This is a genomic window from Clostridium sp. AF37-5, from assembly GCF_003477605.1.
Lineage (GTDB): Bacteria > Bacillota > Clostridia > Lachnospirales > Lachnospiraceae > Eubacterium_F.
In genome coordinates this window covers 131432-149780 of sequence record NZ_QUDR01000001.1, presented here as the reverse complement: position 1 = coordinate 149780, position 18349 = coordinate 131432, and the positions used below count along the sequence as shown (strand labels likewise).

General features: G+C 41.8%; 19 protein-coding genes. All 19 read right to left on the bottom strand.

Annotation, left to right across the window (positions count from 1 at the left end):
- Nucleotides 1-54: 54 nt before the first annotated feature.
- The 19 genes from DW019_RS00660 to nrdD all read right to left on the bottom strand — a co-directional run bounded on the left by DW019_RS00660 (nt 55) and on the right by nrdD (nt 18300).
- Nucleotides 55-1719 carry a collagen-binding domain-containing protein gene (locus tag DW019_RS00660; RefSeq protein ID WP_117477676.1) on the bottom strand — a complete coding sequence of 555 codons (1665 nt, stop codon included), beginning with the start codon at nt 1717-1719 and terminating at the stop codon, nt 55-57.
- 257 nt (nt 1720-1976) lie between these two features.
- Complete coding sequence (locus DW019_RS00655) at nt 1977-2666, bottom strand: uracil-DNA glycosylase (RefSeq protein WP_118442170.1); 690 nt, start codon at nt 2664-2666, stop codon at nt 1977-1979.
- Between the two features lie 15 nt (nt 2667-2681).
- A complete protein-coding gene (hisF, locus tag DW019_RS00650) occupies nt 2682-3443 on the bottom strand; it encodes an imidazole glycerol phosphate synthase subunit HisF (RefSeq protein WP_118442169.1) in 762 nt (253 codons plus the stop codon).
- Nucleotides 3444-3470: 27 nt separating this feature from the next.
- Nucleotides 3471-4079, bottom strand: a complete 609-nt coding sequence (hisH, locus tag DW019_RS00645) for an imidazole glycerol phosphate synthase subunit HisH (protein ID WP_118442168.1) — start codon at nt 4077-4079, stop codon at nt 3471-3473.
- A 66-nt stretch (nt 4080-4145) separates the two neighbouring features.
- Nucleotides 4146-5621, bottom strand: coding sequence for a hypothetical protein (locus DW019_RS00640; RefSeq protein ID WP_118442167.1), 1476 nt, complete (start codon nt 5619-5621; stop codon nt 4146-4148).
- Nucleotides 5622-5655: 34 nt separating this feature from the next.
- Nucleotides 5656-6564: a chemotaxis protein gene (locus tag DW019_RS00635; protein WP_022378079.1), complete on the bottom strand. Its 909-nt coding sequence runs from the start codon at nt 6562-6564 to the stop codon at nt 5656-5658.
- Between the two features lie 14 nt (nt 6565-6578).
- Complete coding sequence (locus tag DW019_RS15600; RefSeq protein WP_279217628.1) at nt 6579-6707, bottom strand: hypothetical protein; 129 nt, start codon at nt 6705-6707, stop codon at nt 6579-6581.
- Nucleotides 6708-6716: 9 nt separating this feature from the next.
- Nucleotides 6717-7427, bottom strand: a complete 711-nt coding sequence (locus DW019_RS00630) for a DUF4352 domain-containing protein (RefSeq protein ID WP_117477671.1) — start codon at nt 7425-7427, stop codon at nt 6717-6719.
- A gap of 58 nt (nt 7428-7485) precedes the next feature.
- On the bottom strand, nt 7486-9033 hold the full coding sequence (locus tag DW019_RS00625; RefSeq protein ID WP_243024080.1) for a HAMP domain-containing sensor histidine kinase: 1548 nt from the start codon (nt 9031-9033) through the stop codon (nt 7486-7488).
- Between the two features lie 17 nt (nt 9034-9050).
- Nucleotides 9051-9722 (bottom strand): response regulator transcription factor, encoded by a 672-nt coding sequence (locus DW019_RS00620; RefSeq protein ID WP_022378083.1) that lies wholly within the window; start codon nt 9720-9722, stop codon nt 9051-9053.
- 13 nt (nt 9723-9735) lie between these two features.
- Nucleotides 9736-10287, bottom strand: coding sequence for a hypothetical protein (locus tag DW019_RS00615; protein ID WP_118442166.1), 552 nt, complete (start codon nt 10285-10287; stop codon nt 9736-9738).
- A 14-nt stretch (nt 10288-10301) separates the two neighbouring features.
- A complete protein-coding gene (locus DW019_RS00610; RefSeq protein ID WP_118442165.1) occupies nt 10302-11408 on the bottom strand; it encodes an FKBP-type peptidyl-prolyl cis-trans isomerase in 1107 nt (368 codons plus the stop codon).
- Nucleotides 11409-11484: 76 nt separating this feature from the next.
- Nucleotides 11485-12825, bottom strand: coding sequence for an acetyl-CoA hydrolase/transferase C-terminal domain-containing protein (locus tag DW019_RS00605; protein WP_118442164.1), 1341 nt, complete (start codon nt 12823-12825; stop codon nt 11485-11487).
- 16 nt (nt 12826-12841) lie between these two features.
- Nucleotides 12842-13201: a hypothetical protein gene (locus DW019_RS00600; RefSeq protein ID WP_147324404.1), complete on the bottom strand. Its 360-nt coding sequence runs from the start codon at nt 13199-13201 to the stop codon at nt 12842-12844.
- Between the two features lie 71 nt (nt 13202-13272).
- Nucleotides 13273-13764 (bottom strand): 3-isopropylmalate dehydratase small subunit, encoded by a 492-nt coding sequence (leuD, locus tag DW019_RS00595; RefSeq protein ID WP_022378088.1) that lies wholly within the window; start codon nt 13762-13764, stop codon nt 13273-13275.
- Nucleotides 13765-13783: 19 nt separating this feature from the next.
- On the bottom strand, nt 13784-15049 hold the full coding sequence (leuC, locus tag DW019_RS00590) for a 3-isopropylmalate dehydratase large subunit (RefSeq protein WP_118442163.1): 1266 nt from the start codon (nt 15047-15049) through the stop codon (nt 13784-13786).
- A gap of 114 nt (nt 15050-15163) precedes the next feature.
- The gene (dut, locus tag DW019_RS00585) at nt 15164-15610 is read right to left on the bottom strand and encodes a dUTP diphosphatase (RefSeq protein ID WP_117477669.1); all 447 of its coding nucleotides are present in this window, start codon (nt 15608-15610) and stop codon (nt 15164-15166) included.
- A gap of 15 nt (nt 15611-15625) precedes the next feature.
- Complete coding sequence (nrdG, locus tag DW019_RS00580; RefSeq protein ID WP_118442162.1) at nt 15626-16156, bottom strand: anaerobic ribonucleoside-triphosphate reductase activating protein; 531 nt, start codon at nt 16154-16156, stop codon at nt 15626-15628.
- 17 nt (nt 16157-16173) lie between these two features.
- Nucleotides 16174-18300 (bottom strand): anaerobic ribonucleoside-triphosphate reductase, encoded by a 2127-nt coding sequence (gene nrdD / locus DW019_RS00575; protein ID WP_022378092.1) that lies wholly within the window; start codon nt 18298-18300, stop codon nt 16174-16176.
- Nucleotides 18301-18349 lie beyond the last annotated feature (49 nt).

Below are 18349 nucleotides of genomic sequence, written 5' to 3'. Positions count from 1 at the left end.
CTCCTTATTATATTTTGAATCATTTTGTAGATTCTTTTTCATTTACTTCTTAACTTAGTTCATTTTCTTTCTAAATACAATTACTCCGAAAATTGCTAATACAGACAATCCCATAACAATCATTGGGAACAAAAGATTTGTTGTATCTCCTGTTTCCGGTGCGGAATCAGATAATGGTACATCTTCATCCAACAAAGTAGTTGTTTTCTTACTGGTTGCTGATGCTTTTGGTGTATCCGGGTCTGTCAGCTCTTTACTTGCTCTCGGTGTGTCTTCATCAAAATCGAACAAGTTTGGAGTAGCTGTTGCTGTCACTTCCGGTGTCGGTGTTGCATCATCATCCGGAGTAGCCGTTGGTGTTACCTCCGGAGTAGCCGTTGGTGTTACTTCCGGTGTAGTTGTCGGTGTTACTTCCGGTGTAGCTGTCGGCGTTGCCGTTGGTGTTGGTGTCGGTGTTGCTGTCACTTTTGGTGTTGGTGTCGCTGTCACCTTCGGTGTTGGTGTCGCCGTTACTTTTGGTGTTGGTGTCGCCGTCACCTTCGGTGTCGGTGTTGCTGTCACTTTTGGTGTTGGTGTCGCCGTTACTTTTGGTGTCGGTGTCGCCGTTACCTTTGGTGTTGGTGTCGCCGTCACATTCGGTGTCGGTGTTGCTGTCACTTTTGGTGTTGGTGTCGCCGTTACCTTTGGTGTTGGTGTTGCCGTTACCTTTGGTGTTGGTGTCGCCGTTACCTTCGGTGTTGGTGTTGCCGTTACCTTTGGTGTTGGTGTTGCCGTTACCTTTGGTGTTGGTGTTGCTGTCACTTTTGGTGTCGGTGTCGCTGTCACTTTCGGCGTTGGTGTTGGTGTCACTTTTGGCGTTGGTGTCACTTTCGGGATTTTCTTTGAAATCATATGCCATTCGCCAGAATTGCTGACAACAGTATCACATACCAGCCATCCTTCGGATGTAGTACTCAAATTCACAAAAGCTTTTGGCGCAATTATCGTAGCTCTCATACCATCTGAGTTCAAATTCAAATTCGTCACATAAGGCATATTCCACACAACAGACTCTGCCATTTCCTCGTGTGTTTTACTTCCATTTTTTACAGTAATCTTATATTCCGGAATGCGAACATCATCTTTCAATGATACATTAAATACTAAGGACTGATTTGCTCGCAATGTGACCTTAACACCACCATTCTGAATTTTCCCTGCAGTGATATTTTCAACCATAGCATCCGCATCCACATATACAACTTCTTCATCAATTCCTGTAATGTCTACATGATAATTGTTCATGTCCTTAACATCTTTTGGTGTTGTGTAATCTGCCTTTTTCACAACAGATTCTGCATAGTTTGAAACAGATGCAAGCATTGCTTTAACTTCATCTTTCACACTTTCCTTTACTACTACATAAGGCGTCCCACGGAATTTCGTCTCTCCTACAACTTCTCCAATCCGAACCTCTCCGGAAGCATTTGCTTTGCTCTCAGAAATCGTGTTTCCGTTCCAATGACCATTCCCCTGGTACTTACCTACGGCAAAGTTTGTCTCCATATCTGCTGTCTGATTCAGATAATTACAAACAATTCCGTACTCAATGCAATCTCCCAAAAAAGGCTGATTATTTGACGCAAATGAAATTCCGCCAATTACCCCGATTGCAATTGCGATTGACGCCACAGCAACTGCTGCTTTTGCCCAAAAACTTCGCTTTAATCTCCTCATCATATTCCTCCAGTCTTTTAATCCTTTTAGTTTAATTTGTTACAAGATTAGTATAATTCTATACTTATCATTAAGGTAACATAAACCTATCACATATATCAAGAAGTTTTTTTCATTTTTTTACAATTTTTTAATGATATCAAAATTTCAAATCAGGAAACACTAGAAAGGCCGTTTTGCTATGAAAACATTCACTGATATCCATATAAAATAAGCCATATTTCACTATATGAAATAAGACTCATCCAGTTGAGTCTTATTCAAAATTCATTTTCTATTTTTTCAGGAATCTCCCACTGAATTGGAACTTCTCCATTCTTTATCAAAAAATCATTTGTCTGGCTAAAAGGTTTACTGCCAAAGAATCCTCGGTACGCCGACAAAGGGCTTGGATGAGGTGCTTTCAGCACAAGGTGCTTCGGATTTGTCAACATTTTCGCCTTTTCCTGTGCCGGCTTTCCCCATAAAATAAATACAATTGGTCTATCCTGCGTATTTAATTTAGCAATTGCCGCATCCGTAAACTCTTCCCAGCCGACACCACGGTGTGACATCGGCTTGTGTGCCTGAACCGTAAGCACCGTATTCAAAAGTAGAACACCTTGTTTTGCCCACGAAGTCAGACAACCGTGGCTTGGAATTTTGCAGCCTAAATCATCATGCAGTTCTTTGTAAATATTTTCAAGAGACGGTGGAATTGCCACCTGTGGTTTCACCGAAAAGCAAAGCCCATGCGCCTGTCCTTCATTATGGTAAGGGTCCTGTCCCAAAATCACAACCTTAACCTTCTCAAGTGGTGTGAGATGAAAGGCCGTAAAAATCTCATCCGCCTTTGGATATACAATTGTCTCACTATATTGTTTCCGAATAAAAAAGAATAAGTTTTTATAATATTCTTTGGAAAATTCTTCGTGCAATGCACGCTCCCACTCACCTGTCAAAGCACTCATAACAACCTCCCTCTTTTATAACCGTACACTGATTCCCCGCTCTTGCAGGTATTTTTTCAATTCAACGATTTCAAGTTCTTTAAAGTGGAATAGCGAAGCTGCCAAAACTGCATCCGCTTTTCCTTCCGTAAGGGCATCATAAAAATGCTCTTTTGTTCCTGCACCGCCGGATGCAATAACCGGAATTGAAACATTTTCAGAAACCGTCCGTGTCAGTTCAACATCATAGCCGTCTTTTGTCCCATCACAGTCCATGCTGGTCAAAAGAATTTCGCCGGCACCTAAGCGCTCTGCTTCCATTGCCCATTCCACGGCATCCTTTCCCATATCTACACGACCGCCATTTTTGTAAATTGTCCATCCACTGCCATCTGCCTGTCTTTTGGCATCAATCGCAACAACGACACATTGGCTTCCAAATTTATCCGCGGCATCTGATACAAGTGTTGGATTTAAAATTGCCGCTGAATTCACTGCAACCTTGTCCGCACCCTCGCGCAAAATCATACGAAAATCCTCAATCGTGCGGATTCCGCCGCCTACCGTAAACGGAATAAACACCGTTTCCGCCACTTTACGAACCATGTTCGCCTTTATCTCTCTTGCATCACTCGATGCTGTAATATCTAAAAAAACCAATTCATCTGCCCCTGCTTTTCCATAAGCAGCACCAACTGAAACCGGATCTCCCGCATCAATCAAATTAACAAAATTAACTCCCTTTACCACTCTTCCCTCATTTACATCCAAACATGGAATTACTCTTTTCGTAAACACCGAAATTCCTCCTATCTTCGTCTTATTCTATATGGAAACAAAATTCTTCAAAATTTCCAGCCCAACATCTCCGCTCTTCTCCGGATGAAACTGGGTTGCAAAAATATTGTCATGTTCCACTGCCGCATGTACCGGAACAATATAATCGGTTGTTGCCGCTACATCTTCAATATGTTTGGCTTTTAAATAATACGAATGAACAAAATACACATATACATCCTCAGGAATTCCTTTTAACAGTTTCGAATCCGGATTGATTTTCAAAGAGTTCCATCCCATATGCGGAATTTTATATCCCTCTTTTTCCGGAAATCTCACAATTTCACCGGGAAGAAGCGAAAGTCCTTTTACATCATGTTCTGACTCATCACTTCTCTCAAAAAACAATTGTAGTCCGAGGCAGATGCCCATAATCGGTGTACCGGATGCCGCCACATCCTGCAGCACTTTTGTCAGTTCATAGCGATTCATCTTTTCCATCGCATCCTCAAACGCACCAACTCCCGGCACAATTACATGATCTGCTTTCTTAATTTCTTTCACATCTCTTGTAATCACCGGATGTTCCCCAATATATTGTAACGCCTTCTCAACACTTTTAATATTTCCTGCATCGTAGTCTACAATTGCTACCATCGTTTTGTATCACCTCTGTCATTGTATTAGAATAGCCGACCGGAAAACCGGTCAGCTATCTTTTCATTATCTCTCATCTGCTTCATTTCTCTTCTGCCACTGCAAAAGAATCGCCTGCAAGCGGTCTGTGTATTCCTTTTGTGTCTCGGAAGCAATAATATTTCGTGCCTGTGATTCACTGACACCGAACTCATTGTACAGCTGATTTGCGAGTTTACTCTCCAATTCATTGTACTGGCTGAGCATATCATACTGCTCCGCTTTTGCTTTGTTTGCATCGTAAAGACGAATTCCACCAATCAAAGAATCCAGGGATTCCAAATACATCTTCATCTTATAATAATTCTGATAAGCATCATACTCACGCTGGAGCTGCATACACATACGCACCTTCTGTTTGAGTTCTTTCGACGAATCCGAAACAGAGACTCCTGCCAAAGAATCATAGGCGTTCTTATAATCCCGCTGTTCAAAAGAACTCTCCGCACTTTTTACGGATGTCGTATAAGAAAGTGCCTGACTGCCAAACACAACCGCTACACAGAGAAGTCCGAAAAATACCATAACAATCGCAGCACCAACCGGATTAATTCTGCCAACCACTTCATTAGCTTCCTGCTCGGCTTTTAATCGTTTCTTTTCTTCTTTTTCTGCCGCTTTTGCTGCTGCTTGTTCTGCCTTTGCTGCTGCTTTTTTTTCTTTTTCTTCTTTTGCCTGCTCTGCTTTTGCTGCCTTTTCCTCTGCTGTCTGCTGTTTCTTTTCCTCTTTCGCCGCTTTCTTCTCTTCAGCGTCAGCCTGCTCTTTCTCACGCTCTTTGGCTTCTTCCTCTGCGGACTGTTCCGTAATGATATTACCAAAAATACGTTTAAAGAAACCGTCTTTTTTCTCTTTCTCCTGCTTTATATCTTGTACATCTGCCTCTGTGTCATCTGAAACCACCAACGGCTCTCCGGACACACCAGCCGCTTCACTATCATCCAATGCCAAAGAATCCAGCGCCAAATCACCAAAATCATCACCGGCATCTTCATCCATCTGCGGAACAAATTCTTCCTCAATTTCAGGAAATTCCGGTGCCTCATCTGCCTCACTGTAATCCACAGCAGAAAGTGCATCATCATAAATATCATCTACAGATAAAGCATCTGCATCATCGGCAAATACGCTTTCCTCATCATCTTCCCGAAAAAGAGAAGTCTCAGCCGGACTTTCATCCATAGGCTCTGCTGTTTGAACCTCCTCCTCCGGCTGCGCTGCGGAATCCGACTCATCATAATCTTCATAATCCTGCGAAAGCAGTGCCAAAAGTTCATTTACATCCGCTTCTCCATCAGAAGCTTCTTCTGCCGGTTTCTCCTCCACCTGTTCGTCCATAACGGGTGCCGGTTCACCTGCATTTTCCGGTTCTTTCTCTTCATCACTCATGCTCTGCATCAATTCTTCCAGATAAGCCTCATCCATCTGTGATTCTTCATTTTTACAGTCTTCACACAATTCTTCGCCATCCGGAATTTCTTTTCCACATTTTCTACATAAGGTCAAATGTCACACCTCCTCTTGCCAAAGCACGAACTTCTTATTTAAGCAAAAGGTCCAGCTGATGAACCAATCTGCCAATCTCCGGTTTAGAAAGCTGGGCATCTACACCAAGTGCCTCTCCTTTACGTTTCATCTCATCATTTACCAAAGATGAAAAAATAACAACCGGAAGTCCTTCAAATCTAGGGTCTTCTTTAATTTTCTTGGTCAGATGATGTCCATCCATCTGTGGCATTTCAATATCCGTAATAACAAGTGAAATATCTTTTCCAATCACCGCACCATCTTTCATCATGCGGTCCAAAGTGTTCCATGCTTCCAGTCCGTTGCTTGTTGGAATCAAATGTGAATAGCCAGCCTTTGTTAAGCATTTCTTCAACATCTCAAGAAGCAGCGGTGAATCCTCCGCAAGAAGGATTGTGTAATCAATACGGGAGCGCTCACCCATTGCCTCAATCTCAGACAGCTTAAGTCCCGTTTCCGGATTAACTTCCGTAACAATTTTCTCAAAGTCAAGAACAATAATTATTCTTCCGTTAATCTTTGTAATGCCGGTGGCTACCCCTTTACCATTTCCACTAATGGTAGAGTCCGGTTTTGCGATGTCTTTCCATGATACACGGTGAATACCAAGCACCTGCTGAACATGAAACGCTGTGTGTAGACGGTTAAAATTCGTAATAATATACATATCATGAGATGTGTCAGCGCTTGGCTGAACACCTAACGCTTTCGCCAAATCAATTACGGTAATCAGCCGTTCTCTCGGCATGAAGATTCCCTCTATGTACTCATGTGCATTCGGCACCATCGTTGGCTCTTGATACGGACAGAGTTCATTAATCTTTGCCACATTGATTCCATAATGCTGATTACCAACCACAAACTCCAATAATTCAAGCTCATTGGTACCACTCTCTAATAAAATTCCTGTTTCTACTGCCATTGTCTCTCTCCTCCTTACTCCATGTCATCAATATCATCAAACTGACCGGCATCTGCATAAAGCCCCATTGTATGAAGGGTTCTGACTTTGCGCCGTTCTTGTTCTGCGGTAACTAAAATGACTTCTTTTTTTTCCTGATACATAAACGCCTCCTACTTCATTTTCACTGATGCTTTACTATTCCCTTCTTCAATCGACAAATCAATTGTAGAAGCGTTTGTCGCATTTTTATCTACCTGAAATACTAACACTGCCTTCTGTGACTTTCCTTTCGCAATCACAGTTTCCAAATAATCCAGTTGATTCTCCAATAAACTAATCTGTGGAGAATAAGTTGTTCCGTCCACATTCAGCTGATAGGTGATTTTTCGTCTGTCAATCAGTTTAACCTTTTTTTTCGCACCGGAATTATTTTTTAGTGAAAACTCTGCAACAAGTAGTTTTTTCCCCTGTTCGGCACGAATCTGTGAACTTCCGTATTTATCTGCCAGACGATAAGAAGTATACAAAATCGAAACACCTTTCAGATGATATAAATCATCTAACGATACTTCCTTTTTGGAATCTTCCGGTGTAGCTGCTGTCTGTTCCGGCTGCGATTCCTGTGGTGCGTCTGATGCCTGTGCAGCTGCCGATGTTGGTGTCGGTGTCGCCGGCATCGGTGTCGGCGTTTCTGTAACCTCTTTTTCTTCTTTTGCGATAAGCCGGTACGGATATTTGTCAGAATTTTGGAGCAAAACACCTGCTGCGTACTCCGCAATTTCATTTTCCTGCTCCTCAGACAAATTTTTTATATCCGCACATCCGGTAAGGGATAGAACGGACACAGCCAAAACGGCACATAAAAAACGTATCTGTCTCAAAAAACCCCTCCTTTTACAATTAAATCCAGTTTATTTATTATAGCACATATCCCGTCCATCAATCAACACTTTTCACGTCAAGTTCAAACCAAAATTCGACACCATTGTCATAATTTTTCACACCAAACTTCTGATTATGGGCATCCATAACGGCTTTTACGATAGATAAACCAATTCCATTGCCACCATATTCTCTTGTCCTTGCCTTGTCAACTTTGTAAAATTTCGACCAGATTTTATCCATATCTTCCTCCGGAATCGGATCTCCGGTATTGAATACGCTGGTGCATACATGGTCACCTTTCCGAATCGTCTTAATTTCAATTTTATTCTCGTATTTCACATGATTAAGTGCATTGCTCACATAATTGCTGACAACCTCCTCAATCATATACTCATCTGCCCAAACCATAATTGGTTCCTCATCCGGATGATATGACAACGTAACTTCTTTCTGACGGAACAAAATATCAGAGGAATTTACTATCGACTGAATTACACTTCGCAAGTCAAAATGTTCAAAATGAACCTGGTCATTTCCAAACTCTAACTGATTTAAACTCAGTAGTTTTTTTACCATCTTGTTCATCTTGTCAGCCTCGTCCACAATGACTTCACAGTAAAATTCACGGCTTTCTGCATCATCATTAATATTTTCCTGCAATCCTTCTGCATATCCCTGAATCAAAGCAATCGGCGTCTTCAGTTCATGCGAAACATTCGCCAAAAATTCCTGCCGCATCTGCTCCTGCTCCGAACGCCTCTGTAAATCCAGCTGCAATTCATTATTCGCTGTCTTTAATTCGGAAATGGTTTTCTCCAAGCGGTCTGACAAAGCATTCATACTGTTGCCAAGCACTCCGATTTCATCATCACGGTTATCTTTATAACGAGTTGAAAAGTCAAGTTTCTGCATATTTTTTGCATGAGCTGCCAAGCGCAGAATCGGCTTCGTATATTGATTGCTGACAAAATACATAATAAATACGCCGGCAATCATCACAATCATTCCGACATACAGCATAAACTGATTCGATACACTGGCACTTTCCTGTATACTCTGATAATTACTACGCAGATAAATCCAGTAATTATCGGGCATCTTTCCTGTGAGTTCCAAAAAATTAGAATCTACTCTCGTGTCATACACATTATACATCGAATAATTTGCTGTCTGTGTAATCATTTTACAGTTATCGTCTAGCTTTTGCCCAAAATAAATTGATTTTACGTACTTATCAAGTTGGTTTTTTGTTACCTGCTGCAAACGCTCACTGTCACTCGGATATACATACGCTAATTCCGCGATATCACCAGACCCTTGGTAAACCCGAATCTGCACAAGATAAATGCTCATGTTGGTATTGCTCGAAAGCTGGTCTAACTTATCATAAATTGTATCTTTTTGCTCGCTGTCCATCTTATTCCAATCCACATTTTCACAAATATTGATAACACGCGAATAAACGCCCTGCATCTGGCTTACCTTATTGGACTGATAAAAATATGGCAAAAGCACAACGTTTGCAAGACTGATAACACCGATAATAATGACAATGGTAACGACAAAAATCGCTACCAGTCTTGTTTTCATGGAACGCTTCAAGATAATCACTCCATTTCCTATACTTCAAATTTATATCCCATACCCCAGATTGTCTTAATGTACTTTCCTTTTTCACCCATTTTACTGCGGAGTTTCTTCACATGGGTATCAATCGTTCTGGCATCACCAAAATAATCATAGTCCCACACGTGATTCAAAATCCGTTCACGTGAAAGGGCAATATCTTTGTTTTCCATAAAATAGGAAAGCAACTCAAATTCCTTGTAACTCAAATCCACTTTCTCACCATCAATTATAACTTCATGTGCGGAGCGGTTTAACACAATTCCGCCATATTCGAGATTTTTCTCATTTGCCGAATTGGTTCTGCGAAGCAGTGCCTCCACACGCGCCACTAAAATCTTTGGACTAAATGGCTTTGCAATATACTCGTCCACCCCAAGTTCAAAGCCACGCAGTTCGTCATTTTCCCCGCCACGTGCCGTCAGCATAATAATAGGCACTTTGGAGTACTGGCGGATTTCCCTGCAGGTTTCCCAGCCATCCATCTTTGGCATCATAACATCCAAAATCACAAGAACAATGTCCTTATTCTCCATAAAAACATCTACGGCTTCTTCACCGTCTGCCGCCTCTAACACACGAAAATTCTGCTTTGTCAAAAAATCGCGTACCAATTTTCTCATACGCTGTTCATCATCTACGACTAAAATTGTATTTCCTGCCATATATAAACTCCTTTCACTGATTCAGACTGTCCTCTTTTTGCTGAAGACGTTCTTCCCATTTTTCATATTTGTCAATCAAATCTTCTTCCATATTAGCCTTATAATTTGTAAAATATGTGAAAATTGAGTATTCAAATCGAAAATTTATTACGACAAAACCAATCAAAAGAACAACTGCCGCAAAAAGGGCAATTTTCAGTTTCTTATTCAGTAACTGCTGCCCTTCGTACAATCGCTTCCACTTTGCTTCTTTTCGTGATGTCTGAGCAATAACATCCGGCTTTTTCTCATTTTCTTCCTTAATTGGAATTGGCGCTAAAGACTGCTCACTCACAAGTCCGCTTTTCCCAATAAAATGCCGCAGTTCCATCAAAAAATTATAACCGGCCATCGTATGAAACATCTTGTCTGACACGCATTTATTATAAATTTTCAAAGCGATTTTCGGATTTTTCAAATCCGCTGAGTGAATCAGTTTTTTTATCTGCTCTGCTTCTTTTTTCGTCTGTTCATACGATTCACGGCTCTCAAAAGAATACTGGTTTGTTACATAATTTTCAGCCATATAAATCCCCGCCTTTATTTCATCTTTGAATTTTTGCCAAGATACTCTTTTACTAATTCAATAAGCATATCATCTCTCGGATAACAGCTCTGTTCTTCGAGATATCTTTTCTCCATTGCTTTCAAAGTCTTGTCCTCTTCTTCTTCCGGCTCTAAAAACGCCAAAAGAAAACGCTCATAATCTGCATCCGATAATGTAAGCCCCTCTTTTATGGCAATTGTCTTTGCTGTCATACGCGCTTTCACCTGATCGTCAGCTGACGACTGAATATCTTCATCCGTCTGACCTAATGCACCGATAAATTCTTCATACGATTGCCCACTTACTTTGGCAAAAACCTGATACGAACGTTTCTGGTCTTTGTATGCCTGTTTTCTGGAACCTGCCGGATATTTTTTCACGTTACATTCTTTTAATAAATCCTCCCATACCGTATCACCGATTCCCTCTCTGTTTTCTTTCTCTTCCTTCGCTTTTGCATACGTATAATACGCTTTTACGTTCGGATATTTGTTTTTCGACATCTTTTTCGCATATGCATCGTTAAACTTCGCATTCACCTCAACGGAAAAAGTAATCGTTTTCCCCACCACGTCCGGATCTGCATCATCCTCTGCAAATGTTACATTCAGATTATATGTCTCTCCTAATTTCAAGCCCATCAATCCGCGTTCAAACGCCGCATTAAACAAATTTCCTGCACCAACTTGAATCACGGCACCGCTCTCACTCAAATCATCGGATGGCTGGTCGTCGACATAGCCTTCGTAATCCAGAGAAATCCAGTCACCTTTCTCTACCCGCTCTCCATCGGCCACCTTTTTCTTCCAGTCCTCTGCCTCCAATAAAATTGCCTGATAAACTTCCGTCTCGGTCGGCGTAACGGTAACCGTTCTCCCCTTATATTTACCAAGTTCCAACATATTATTTTTTGTATAGTCGACTAGCTCTCCGTCCTTCATTTCACCCTGTGCCCGTATTTCTTTTTCCTGCGTTCTTGTCTGTGTGTTCGTTTGCTCCTGCTTATCTTTTTCTCCCTTATATCCAAAATAAAAACCGACGCAAAACCCAATCACTGCCAATACAATAATTACAATCCATGCTTTTTTCTTCGCCTTCATAATATCCTCCAGTACATTTTTCTATTGTCATTCTAGCACAAAAGTGTGACGAAAGAAAGAATATTTGCGTAACCCCTTAGCGGATACGGTTGCTCCGCCTCCAAATTTTTCTTTTCTCCGCTTCTTTTATTAAATAATCGCGGAATGCCGGATGAGCAATACTCACCAATGCTTCCGCACGTTCCCAGGTCGAACGCCCCTCAAGGTTCACAACTCCGTATTCCGTTGCCAGAAAATAAACCTGGCTGCGCGGCGAAGTGATAATATCGCCATTAAACTGCGGACGAACACGTGAATGAGTCTGTCCATCCTTGTCCACATACACACTGCTCATACAAATAAATGCCTTGCCACCACGTGAAGCCGATGCACCAATCAAAAAATCCAACTGGCCGCCGGTTCCGCTAATCTGCCTAACCCCGGAACTCTCTGCCGCCACCTGTCCATATAAATCAACGGCAACACAACTGTTAATCGACACCATATTGTCAATCTGCGCGATCACACTTGGGCGGTTCACATACTCAAGCGGATATGCCGCTACTCCCGGGTTATTATCTAACCACTCATACAGTGCGTTGGAACCAATGGCACATCCAAATACACCTTTGCCCGGCTCCAGTTTTTTCTTTCGATTTGTCAATTTTCCCGCCAAATACATTTGCAAATACGCATCCGAGCAAAGTTCCGTATGCATCCCCAAATCTTTCAAATCCGATTTTGCAATAATTTCTCCTAACGCATTTGGCATACTTCCAATCCCAAGCTGCAACGTCGCTCCATCCACAATATGCGGAATCAGGTATTTGGCAATCTGCCTGTCAATTTCCGTCGGTTCCAGTGCTTCCATATTAACAAAAGGCTCATGCTCCCCTTCCACAATATAATCCACATCCGAAATATGAATACATTCGTCATAACCGCCACGCACCTGCGGAAGATTTTCATTTACTTCCACAATCACAATGTCTGCCATGCGGGCAATCGGTGCGGCAACACCGGTATTTACCGAAAAATTAAAATACCCGTGTTTATCCATCGGAGCCACACTGACCATAACAACATTAACGTCTAAAAAGTATTCATAATAAGCAGCATTGTTATGAAAAACCATCGGAATATAATAGCAGAGCCCTTTATCGCAGAGCCTTCTCTCATACGCCGAGCAGTGCCAGCTGTGATACACAAAATGCTCCTGCGTCTCATCGCATTCTGCCACCGCAATTGGTCCCGCCATCAAATTCCCACGGATTTTCACATCATGAAGTTCGTCTCTTCTTTTGGCAAGTGCCCGGTCTAAAAGAATCGGCTTTCCAAGACAACTCGTATAATCAATCCAGTCACCGTCTTTCACAACAGCAACCGCTTCCTCCGGACTTCTCAGTTTTTGCCTATATTCATTTCTAAAATCCTTCATCCATTCCCCTCATTTCTTATGACAGCCCATGTGGCCGTTTCTTTCCATTTTCATCCACTGTCACAAAAACAGCACGCCCGGTCAAATGACTCTCACCGGTCAGAAAATTCTTTCCTTCTACCAAAATCTCAATACTTGTCACCCCGATTTTTGATACCTCATAATCCAATTGCAGTATCATACCACTTACGACTTCTTTTTTTATCACCACTTCTTTCAGTGCGGCAAGTACAACGTGCTCATTCGTTCCTAACTTTTCAGTCACACCAATCATCGCAGCTTCCGTCACCCACTCCGATATATAGCCGGCGTATAAAGTCTGGTGATGGTTCATAAATTCAGGTCTGACAAAATGTCTTGTTGCTACTTTCATCATTTTCCCTCGTTTCTATGCAACAAGAGACCTTACACATACGCATAAGGTCTCCTGCCAAAATCTAGTTTCTTTTATGCCTCTTTGGCATTGATATAATTCATCAAACCTTCTGCCTTGATGATTTTCTGCATAAACTCAGGGAATGCCTGGCCTTTGTAAGACTCACCCTTTGTTTTATTTGTAATGATACCACTGTCGAAATCAATTTCCACTTCATCACCGGCTTCAATGCGCTCAGATGCCTCTTTACACTCAATAATCGGAAGTCCGATGTTAATGGAGTTGCGGTAGAAAATACGAGCAAATGTCTCTGCAATTACACAGCTTACCCCCGATGCCTTAATGGCAATTGGCGCATGCTCACGGGAAGAACCACAGCCAAAGTTTTTCTCCGCTACAATGATATCACCTTTTTTTACCTGATTTACAAAATCTTTATCAATATCTTCCATACAGTGTGTAGCAAGTTCTGCCGGATCCGAAGAATTCAGATAACGGGCAGGGATAATTACATCCGTGTCCACATTGTCACCATATTTAAATACTTTACCTAATGCTTTCACAATCAATTTCCTCCATTTCTTACAAGCCAAGTTCGGATGGCTCTGAGATTTTACCGGTAATGGCACTTGCTGCGGCAACTGCCGGACTAGCCAAATATACTTCTGAATCCACATGTCCCATACGTCCAACAAAGTTACGGTTTGTTGTGGATACCGCACGCTCACCTGCTGCTAAGATACCCATGTATCCGCCAAGGCACGGACCACACGTTGGTGTGCTGACAACAGCACCTGCCTCGATAAAGGTCTGCACAAGTCCTTCTTCGATTGCCTGTAAGTAAATCGCCTGTGTGGCAGGAATCACGATGCAGCGGATTCCTTTTTTTACTTTACGTCCCTTCAAGATGCTTGCGGCAACACGCATATCCTCGATTCGTCCATTTGTACAGGAACCAATGACAACCTGGTCGATGACTACTTCGCCGGCTTCTTTTACGGTCTTTGTGTTTTCCGGCAGATGCGGGAATGCTACCGTAGACTCTAATGTATTCAAATCAATGGTAATCGTCTCATCATACTCGGCATCCTCATCCGGCTCATAAATTGTATATTTCTTTGTCGAATGTTCTTCCATATATGCAATCGTCTTTTCATCAACCGGGAAAATACCATTTTTGGCACCTGCTTCGATTGCCATATTGGCAATGGAGAAACGATCATCCATAGACAAGCTCTTTACACCCTCGCCCATAAATTCAAGAGAGCGGTACAACGCACCATCTACGCCAATCAATCCAATCAGATGAAGGATTACATCTTTACCGCTGACCCATGGCTTTAACTCACCTTTTAATTCTACCTTAATGGCAGATGGTACTTTAAACCATGCCTGTCCGGTAATCATGCCGGCACCCATGTCGGTACTTCCGACACCGGTGGAAAAAGCACCCAGTGCACCGTATGTACAAGTATGGGAATCTGCTCCAATACATGTCTCACCGGCAACAATCAAACCTTTTTCCGGCAAAAGGGCATGCTCAATTCCCATCTCGCCAACTTCAAAATAATTTGTAATTCCCTGTGCTTTTGCATATTCGCGTACACATTTGCAGTGTTCTGCTGATTTAATATCTTTATTCGGTGCAAAATGATCCGGTACAAGTGCAATTTTGTCCTTATCAAACACCGTCTTTTTATTCAATTTCTCTACTTCATGAATCGCTACCGGTCCGGTAATATCATTTGCCAGTACCAAATCCAAGTCTGCCTCAATCAACTGACCCGGTACTACCGACTCCAGTCCTGCATGGGCCGCAAGAATTTTCTGCGTCATCGTCATACCCATCGTTCATTCCTCCATTCTTTGTGTATAAGTTCTTAACATTCACTATCATAACAGAAAAACGGCGTTCTGTAAATTATGTTCCGTCTAAAAATTTACAAAACCACCGTTTTTTAATTATTTTGTACCGGTTGAACCAAAGCCGCCCTCACCGCGCACTGTATCCTCTAACTCGGATACTTCTTCGTACTCCGCAAAAATATAAGGAGCAATCACCATCTGTGCCACGCGCTCGCCGCTTTCAATCGTTATATCTTCGTTTGAATGATTGTGAAGCGCTACCATAATCTCGCCGCGGTAATCGGAATCCACCACACCAACTTTATTGGCCGGTGCCAGTCCTTTTTTACACGCCAGCCCGCTTCTTGCATACACAAGTCCGACAAGTCCTGTAGGAATTTCCATCGCAATCCCGGTATGGACAAATTCCGTTGCTCCTTTTGCAATGGTAAGCGGTGCATCCAGACACGCATACAAATCCGCACCCGCCGCAAATTCCGTTCCGTAATGCGGCATCTGTGCTCTTTCGTCTAATTTTTTAAATTTTACTGTTGTTTTATTCATTTTCTTCCTCACTATTTATTGTATCTCACGTTCCCAGTGAACAATTTCTCCGGCATCTAATGTCTTTTTTACATCAATAATACGCTGATTATCGGAACCACGGAAATTGATTTTCAGATTTTTTCTGTCAATCATAAACTCTCCATCAACCACAATATCAAGATAGGATACAATTTCTTTTGTCACTTCCGACTCTTTACACATTTTATCTAAGACATCTTTGTCAAACAAATAACCGGTATAGCACCAGATATTTTTCTCCGGATATGTCTGTTTTACCACGCGAAGCAATGGAAGAATCCCCTCCTGATTGACAGGTTCCATCGGCTCACCGCCAAGCAGGGACAAACCGGCAATATAATTCGGTTTTAAATACTCTAAAATCCGGTCGATTTCTTTTTGCGTGAAAAGATTTCCATAATGGAAATCCCATGCTTCTTTATTAAAACATTCTTTGCAGTGATGCGTGCATCCGCTGACAAACAAAGATACACGCACACCTTCACCATTTGCTACATCGCAGTATTTAATATCTGCGTAATTCATTTTCTTTCATCTCCTCTTTACAGATGGAGTACGCGGGCATTAATCTCCTTGGTTTTGCCCACATTCCAGAAATTCTCACCCAGATACCCACAGGTTCTTCTTGTTACGTTCATTTTGTCATGGTCTTTATTTCCGCAATTTGGACATTCCCACTCAAGATTATCATTAATAATAATCTCGCCGTCATATCCGCACACATGACAATAATCCGATTTTGTATTAAATTCAGCATACTGAATATGCTCATAAATATATTTAACAACTTCTTCCAGTGCAGGCAGGTTGTTCTGCATATTTGGCACCTCTACATATGAAATCGCACCGCCGGAAGAAATAACTTGGAACTGTGCCTCAAATTCAAATTTACTGAAAGCATCAATTTTCTCACGCACGTCCACGTGGTAGGAATTGGTATAATATCCTTTATCCGTTACATCTTCAATCTCACCAAAGCGTTTTTTATCAATTTCAGCGAAACGGTAGCAGAGGCTTTCTGCCGGTGTTCCATAAAGTCCAAAATGGATTCCGGTTTCCTCCTTCCATGTATCCGTTGCACGGCGCAGACGGTTCATCAGCGCTTTTGCAAACTGACTTCCCTTTTCCGTTGTCTGACTCTCGCCGGTCATCAGTTTCGTAACTTCATACAAACCGATGTATCCAAGAGAAATCGTGGAATAACCGCCATGTAACAATTTATCGATTTTCTCTCCTTTTTGCAGACGTGCAATCGCACCATACTGCCAGTGAATCGGACTGACATCACTGGTTACACCCTCAAGCGCACGGTGGCGGCACATCAAAGCTTCAAAGCAGAGCGACAATCTTTCTTCCAAAAGCTGCCAAAAATATTCCATATCGCCTTTTGCTAAAATACCAATCTGCGGAAGGTTTAAACTGACAACACCCTGGTTAAAACGTCCCTCAAATTTATAATTACCGTTTTCATCTTTCCACGGTGTAAGGAAACTGCGGCATCCCATGCAGCTAAATACATTTCCTTCATAATTTTCACGCATTTTCTTTGCGGATATGTAATCCGGATACATTCTCTTTGCCGAACAGCGGACAGCAAGTTTTGTAATGTAATCGTACTCACCGCCTTTTAAGGCATTGTGCTCATCTAATACATAAATCAGTTTCGGGAACGCAGGTGTCACATAAACACCTTTTTCGTTTTTAATTCCCTCTAAGCGCTGACGAAGAATCTCTTCAATAATCATCGCATTTTCTTTGATGTATTCATCCTTTGGATCCAAATTTAAAAACAGTGTTACAAATGGAGACTGTCCATTCGTTGTCATCAAAGTATTAATCTGGTACTGAATTGTCTGCACACCGGAGCGGAGTTCGTCATTTACACGTTCTTTAACAAATTCTTCAATTACATCCGGCGCAATTTTCCCTGCATAACGCTCGGTATAATGCTTGCGGTACTTGTCCGCACTCTTTCTCAAATATTTGCCAAGGTGTCTGGTGTCTACCGACTGACCGCCGTACTGACTGCTTGCTACAGCTGAAATAATCTGTGTCATAACCGTGCAGGCAACCTGAAAACTCTTTGGACTCTCAATCAGTTTTCCGTTCATCACTGTACCATTATCAAGCATATCCCCAATATTAATCAGACAGCAGTTAAAAATCGGCTGAATAAAATAATCCATATCGTGGAAATGAAGCACACCGTCTTCATGCGCTTTTGTGATTTTCTCCGGAAGAAGAATACGCTTTGTCAAATCTTTTGACACCTCTCCGGCAATCAAATCGCGCTGGGTACTTGCCACATATGCATTTTTATTTGAATTTTCCTCCATAACATCTTTGTTGCTGTTTTGGAGAAGACTCATAATCGAATCGTCTGTGGTATTGGCTTTACGAACCAGTTCTCTCGTATAACGATAAATAATATACTTTTTCGCAAGGTCAAACTTTCCTGCCGCCATTAATTTCTGCTCAATGATATCCTGAATATCTTCCACCTGCATCGTATCACGTTTCATATTCTCGATACCGGCAACGATGCCATCAATCATGTCATCATTAACCCTTTCAAACGTATCCACTTCTGCATTTGCCTTCCGTATTGCAATCAATATTTTGTTTCGGTCATATTCTACGGTTCGGCCATCCCTTTTGATTACCCTCACTTTTTGTACAACTCCTTTCAATCCGTACCAATACTAACGTTCATAATTT